Below are 3076 nucleotides of genomic sequence, written 5' to 3'. Positions count from 1 at the left end.
CACCGCCAGCCGTACCGCCAAGCGGTGCCTGGCGATGGAAATGACCGTGCAGGTCTACGATCCCTACAAGCCAGCCGCCGAGATCAAGGCCGCCGGCTGCGAGCCTGTCGCCGACCTCGACGCCGCGCTGCCTCACGCCGATTTCGTCACCATCCACTGCCCAAAGACGCCGGAAACGGTCGGCCTGTTCGATGCGGCGCGGATCCGCCGGATGAAGCCGAAATCCTATCTCATCAACACCGCGCGCGGCGGCATCGTAAAGGAAGCCGCGCTGTACGACGCCCTGGTCTCCGGCAAGCTCGCCGGCGCCGGCATCGACGTGTTCGAGGTGGAGCCGCCGCCGGTCAGCAACGCGCTGTTCGCGCTGCCCAACGTCATCATCGCCCCGCACGTCGCCGGCGTCACGGTGGAGGCGGTGAGCCGGATGAGCGAGCAGACCGCGCGCAATATCCTGAGCGTGCTGGACGGCGATCCCATCAGGCAGAACATCATCAATCAGGACGTGCTGGGCTGAACAAGCCGAAGGCGGGCGGATTAATCTACCCGCCTTCGGAAGGCCAGAATGCGTCCCATTTTGGTGCAGATCGAGCCCCAACTCAGCCTTAATCAAACGCGCCTAATGTTCCCGGCCGCGGCGGCAGTGGGACAGACTGGCCGGCCGCGTCGAGCTGGAGGATGGACCTTGTCAGAGATCGACCCGACCGACCACGCGCTGGCGACCATCGCCAGCATCCTGGAGCACCCCGAGCCCGTCCTCGTCGTCCGCCACACCGAGACCGAAATCGTGGTCGCCGGCGAGCGTGAGCATGTGGCTTCCGACGAGCAGGCAGTCATCGACGAACAGCCGGCTCTCGACGAGCATCCGGTCGTCGAGGAACAGCCGCTGGTGCCGGAGCACACCGATGCCGACGGCTACAGCAAGGTCGGGCCCGGGCCCATGGTGGCGATCCGCCTGAAATGGACGGTCCATCGCGGCGATGACGGCCAGTATTACGTCCACGAGACCATCGGCGAACAGTCCACGCCCGTGGTCAGCGGCCCCATGACCAGCGAGGCCGCGGTACATTTCGTCGACGTCCAGCAGGACGAGGCGAACAGGCGCTTCGAGCAGCTGCGCAGCGAGATCGCCGGCCGCAGCTCGCTCGCCGATTACGAGCGCAAGGGCGAAGCCTAGCGCTCCGGCCGGAGGTCTCGGTACACCTTTCCCGAAGGGAGAGGTGTACGCCGAGCCTCGGCAACTACTTCCTTCCCAGATAATCCTTCTTCACGAGCTCGACGCCTGCGTGCCGCAGCAGGTCGTAGGCCGTCGTGACGTGAAAGAAGAACTGCGGGACACTGAACGTCAGCAGCAGCGCGCGCCCGGTGAAGGGCAGCTCGGTCCCGTTCTTCAGCCTGAAGAAGACATTCCGTTCCGCCGCCGCATCGATCTCCGCGCGCGGCAGGCTTTCGATGAACTCGATCGAGGTTGCGATCCGCGCCTGAAGCCCGGCCATGTCGTGCTCCAGCGCCGGCAGCGCCACCGGCTCGAGCTCCGCCAGCAAGGCCGGGGCGACCACCGCATGCCGGCAGGCCTCGCCGACCTGCTGCGCCAGATCGTACATGTTCGGGGCCAGCCGCATACCGAGCAGAACGGCCGGATTGAACTTGCGGGTCTCCGCATACGCCACACCCTTGTCGAGCAGCCCCGACAGGTTGCGCAAATGCGGGACGAAGAGGCCGACAGAGGCCTCGTACATCGAGATCGTCACGTCCAGATTCCCTTCAATTCCATCTCGCCAGCGACCGGCATCTGGTCTAAATCCACCCCTCAAGGGCGGCACAATGACAGCTCGCGCAGGGGTGGAAAAGAGATGATCGTTCGGATGGCTGTTCGAATCGTGGTGGCTGCGGCCGTGGCGTTGCTGGCAAACCTTTCGGCTCACGCGCAGCAGGCGCCCTCGCGCCTCGACGAGATCGTCAAGCGCGGCACCTTGCGCGTCGGCATGACCGGCGACTACAAGCCTTTCACCTATCTGGACAAGGCGACGCAGCAGTTCAGCGGCTTCGATGTCGACATGGCGGAGTCACTGGGCAAGGCGCTCGGAGTCAAGGTCGAGTTCGTGCCGACGGCCTGGCCGAAGCTGATGAAGGATTTCGAGGCCGACCAGTTCGACGTCGCCATGGGCGGCGTCTCGGTCACGTTCGATCGTCAGAAAAAGGGATTCTTCTCGACGCCGATCATGCGCGAGGGCAAGACGCCGATCACGCGCTGCGCCGACGTCGGCAAGTACCAGACGCTTCCTGATATCGACAAGAAGGGCACCCGCGTGATCGTCAATCCCGGCGGCACCAACGAGCGCTTTGCGCGTGCCAACATCAAGGACGCCGAGATCAGCGTTTTCTCCGACAATACCGTGATCTTCGACGAGATCGCCAAGGGCAACGCCGATCTGATGATGACGGACGCCTCCGAGACGCGCTACCAGCAGAAGCAGCACGCCGGCGTGCTCTGCGCGGTGCATCCCGAAAAGCCGTTCGACTTCTCCGAGAAGGCCTATTGGCTCCAGCGCGACATGGCGTTGAAGGCCTTCGTCGACCAATGGCTGCACATTTCCATGGAAGACGGCAGCTACAGGAAAATCTACGCCGCCTGGTTCGATTAGAGCGTTTTCGGACGAAGTGGGTACCGGTTCGCGCAACGAGAGCCCCGTCCCGATTGCGTCGGAACTGAATGGGCTCCAGCCGCGTCCTCCTGTCGCTTGCCCCCGCCAAACTTTGGACCGGCTGTTGGCCTATTGAACCCGGAACCGCAGGACGACGACTCATACCGTGACAGTGATCTAGATCACTTTTTACGATCGAGCCGGCGCGTAAGCGTCGGTGCGGGGACCACCTTTTCAGGAGATGGAAATGAGGAAGCTGTTGGCCACGGCCGCATTCCTTTTGGCGAGCACCGCTGCGCAGGCGCAGTACACCTTCGAATATGGCGGGCGCACCATCCGCATCGACCCGGACCGCGGCACCGTGCAGATTCCGGGCGTGTACGACAACACCGGCCAGGGCAAGGCGAAGAAGGCCAAGAAGAACGAGACCACCC

At 63.9% G+C, this 3076-nt stretch carries 4 protein-coding genes and 1 pseudogene; 4 read left to right on the top strand and 1 reads right to left on the bottom strand.

Annotation, left to right across the window (positions count from 1 at the left end; translation table 11 throughout):
- Both IC66_RS0138515 and IC66_RS47375 read left to right on the top strand, forming a co-directional pair.
- Positions 1-514: NAD(P)-dependent oxidoreductase (locus tag IC66_RS0138515; protein ID WP_038951093.1), on the top strand; the 514-nt coding region annotated here is incomplete at its 5' end.
- 168 nt (positions 515-682) lie between these two features.
- Positions 683-1174: a hypothetical protein gene (locus IC66_RS47375; RefSeq protein ID WP_028144586.1), complete on the top strand. Its 492-nt coding sequence runs from the start codon at positions 683-685 to the stop codon at positions 1172-1174.
- A 64-nt stretch (positions 1175-1238) separates the two neighbouring features.
- Here IC66_RS47375 and IC66_RS0138505 read toward each other — a convergent pair whose 3' ends face one another.
- Positions 1239-1736 (bottom strand): DUF1993 domain-containing protein, encoded by a 498-nt coding sequence (locus IC66_RS0138505; RefSeq protein ID WP_028144585.1) that lies wholly within the window; start codon positions 1734-1736, stop codon positions 1239-1241.
- A 126-nt stretch (positions 1737-1862) separates the two neighbouring features.
- Between IC66_RS0138505 and IC66_RS0138500 the strand changes: the two genes are divergently transcribed.
- Positions 1863-2642: a transporter substrate-binding domain-containing protein gene (locus IC66_RS0138500; protein WP_028144584.1), complete on the top strand. Its 780-nt coding sequence runs from the start codon at positions 1863-1865 to the stop codon at positions 2640-2642.
- A gap of 247 nt (positions 2643-2889) precedes the next feature.
- A pseudogene (locus tag IC66_RS0138495) lies at positions 2890-3076 on the top strand (DUF2147 domain-containing protein); the annotation flags it as partial.

The sequence above is a fragment of the Bradyrhizobium genomosp. III genome (genome assembly GCF_000261705.1).
GTDB classification, from domain to species: Bacteria; Pseudomonadota; Alphaproteobacteria; order Rhizobiales; family Xanthobacteraceae; genus Bradyrhizobium; species Bradyrhizobium ottawaense.
Note: the sequence above shows the minus strand (reverse complement) of the source record. Positions and strands in the feature narration are given on the sequence as shown.

Coding starts and splice junctions, on each gene's coding strand:
- IC66_RS0138505 (WP_028144585.1), bottom strand. CDS start 1,736: ATGTACGAGGCCTCTGTCGGCCTCTTCGTCCCGCATTTGCGCAACCTG.
- IC66_RS0138500 (WP_028144584.1), top strand. CDS start 1,863: ATGGCTGTTCGAATCGTGGTGGCTGCGGCCGTGGCGTTGCTGGCAAAC.